The following is a 2,775-nucleotide window of genomic DNA, read 5'->3' on the forward strand; positions in this document are numbered from 1 at the left end:
CCTACCGGCTGGCCCGCGATATCCGGGGCATCGGCTTCATCACCGCCGATGCCGTCGCGGCCCGCCTGGGCATCGAGAAGACCGCCATGGTGCGGGCACGCGCCGGTATCGCCTATGCCCTGGCGGAAGCGATGGACGAGGGGCACTGCGGCTTGCCTCGCGACGAACTGGTGACCCTGGCCGGAAAGCTCCTGGAAATCCCACAGGCGCTGATCGAGGACGCGATAGCGCTGGAACTGGCCGACGGGACGGTGGTCGCCGACCGGCTGGACGGGCGCGACGCGGTCTTCCTGAGCGGTCTCTACCGGTCCGAACAGAACATCGCCATGCGCCTGCTCGATCTGGCGGCGGGAACTCCGCCCTGGGGCGGCATCGACGCCGACTCCGCGATCCCGTGGGTCGAGGGCCGGACCGGCCTGACGCTGGCGGAAAGCCAGCGCACCGCCGTCCGGCTGGCGGTCTCGTCGAAGCTCCTGGTGATCACCGGCGGCCCCGGCGTGGGCAAGACGACGCTGGTCAACTCCATCCTGAAGATACTGGCGGTCAAGGGCCTGAAACTTGCGCTGGCCGCCCCGACCGGCCGGGCTGCCAAGCGCCTGACCGAAAGCACCGGCCTGGAAGCCAGGACGATCCACCGCCTGCTCGAGGTCGATCCCGCCCATGGCGGCTTCAAGCGGAACGAGATGCAGCCGCTTGAGTGCGACCTTCTGGTAATCGATGAGACGTCGATGGTCGACGTACCTCTGATGAACGCGCTGCTCCGCGCCGTGCCCAGCCAGTCGGCGGTCCTGCTGGTCGGCGACGTCGATCAGCTGCCATCCGTGGGTCCTGGACAGGTGCTTGCCGACGTCATCAATTCCGGGGCGCTGCCGGTGGTGCGGTTGACGGAGGTGTTCCGGCAGGCAGCGGAGAGCCGGATCATCGTCAATGCCCACCGCGTCAATCAGGGCCTGATGCCGGAACCGCCACCGGCCGGCGACGGCCTGACCGACTTCTATTTCGTCGATGCCGCCGATCCCGAGGACGGCCTGCGGAAGCTGATCCACATGGTCCGCGACCGCATCCCCCGCCGGTTCGGCCTGGACCCGGTGCGCGATATCCAGATTCTGTGTCCGATGAACCGGGGCGGCCTGGGCGCCCGCTCGCTCAACATCGAACTCCAGAAAGTCCTCAACCCGCCGCGCGATCCCCGCATCGAGCGATTCGGCTGGACGTTCTGCGAGGGCGACAAGGTCATGCAGATCGAGAACGACTACGACAAGGAAGTCTATAACGGCGACCTCGGCGTGGTGAGCAAGATCGACGCCGAGGACAATTCGCTGCTGATCGAGTTCGACGGGCGCGAAGTCGCCTACGACGCGGGTGAACTGGATCAGGTCGTGCTGGCCTACGCCACCACGATCCACAAGTCGCAGGGATCGGAATACCCCGCCGTCGTCCTGCCGATGACGATGCAGCATTATACGATGCTTCAGCGCAACCTCGTCTATACCGGGATCACGCGCGGCAAGCGCCTCGTCGTCATCGTGGGACAGCGAAAGGCCATGGCGATGGCCGTCAAGGGGAACCAGAGCAGGCGGCGCTGGTCGAAGCTGAAGGACTGGCTGACGTCAGCAAACCATTGACAATGACCCGGCGGCTTGCTTCCAATCCGCCCGGCTGTGAAACGTACCTCAAAATCCAGGGTTGGCCGGTTGAAGAAGCGCCGCGAGACCAACCAGCTAGACCTCTTCGCGCAAGGGCAGGGGGCGATTCCGCCTGTCGAGCCGCCGTCCGGACCGTCATCCGAGCCTTCGGCTGCGGAAGGCGTTCCCCTGCGCCCGATCGGCGAGTGGCCGACCGACCACCTGCTCGACGCTCTCAACCTCCACCTCTACGCCGAAGCGCCGGACGACCCGCCGCTGGTCGCCTCGATCGTCGAATTGGGGGAGCGCGGCGAGTCGCGCGCCGTACCGCTCCTGATCCGCACGTGCCGGCGCTTCGCCGGATTCGACGCTCAACAGCCGGTGGCCGAGGTCGCGGCGGCGTTGGACGCGCTGGCGAAGATCGGCCCAGCCTCGGCAGCGGTGCCCCTGATCGACCTGATCCGACGGGGGCTGTTCAGCCCGGCCTCCACCGTGGCGGCACTGGACTGCTTCGGCAAACTGCGCTGCCGCCCGGCCGCCGACCTGATACCGGCGGGGCTCGGGCATGAGGCGCCGATCGTTCGGCAGGCGGCCTGCGGCCTGGCGGCTTCGCTCCATCGGCGCGAGGATACCAAGTTGCTGGAGCCCCTGCTGTCGGACCCGGACCGGGGTGTCGTCAAGTCCGCCCGCCTTGCCCTGGGAGCGCTCGGACACAAGCCGGCGCGGGAACCGCTGGAGGAACTGCTGGACCGTGCTACCCCGATCGATATCCCGCTGGTGGCCCATGCTTTGATCGCGGTCGCCGACGACGACACTCCGGTCAAGCTGGCCCGTGCCGCCGAGCGCTGCGACGAGGAGGGGCGTTGCGCCATCGTCGAGGCCCTGGGCGCCATGGAGACGCCGAACGCCGTCGCTCAGCTCATCCGGCTGAGCAGGGACGGCCGTCCCGTCGTTCGCCTCGCGGTGATCGAAGCCCTTGGCCGCCACGAAGACGACCGGATCGTCCCGGCGCTGGGGGCCTTGACCCAGGATTCCGACGTCAAGGTGATCGAAGCGGCCGAAGCGGCTCTCAAGAGCTTCGATGCCTCGCCGGATTGGTAAGAAAACGCGAAAAATCCGCCGGGTCCAGAAGACCCGGCGAGTTGAACAG

General features: G+C 67.5%; 2 protein-coding genes. Both read left to right on the forward strand.

Annotation, left to right across the window (positions count from 1 at the left end):
- Positions 1 to 1,625 (forward strand): SF1B family DNA helicase RecD2 (gene recD2, locus AC5JJ6_RS07745; protein WP_496041483.1); only part of this gene is annotated, 1,625 nt, incomplete at its 5' end.
- A gap of 69 nt (positions 1,626 to 1,694) precedes the next feature.
- Positions 1,695 to 2,726, forward strand: coding sequence for a HEAT repeat domain-containing protein (locus AC5JJ6_RS07750; protein ID WP_496041484.1), 1,032 nt, complete (start codon positions 1,695 to 1,697; stop codon positions 2,724 to 2,726).
- Positions 2,727 to 2,775 lie beyond the last annotated feature (49 nt).

This window comes from Skermanella sp., assembly GCF_059503625.1.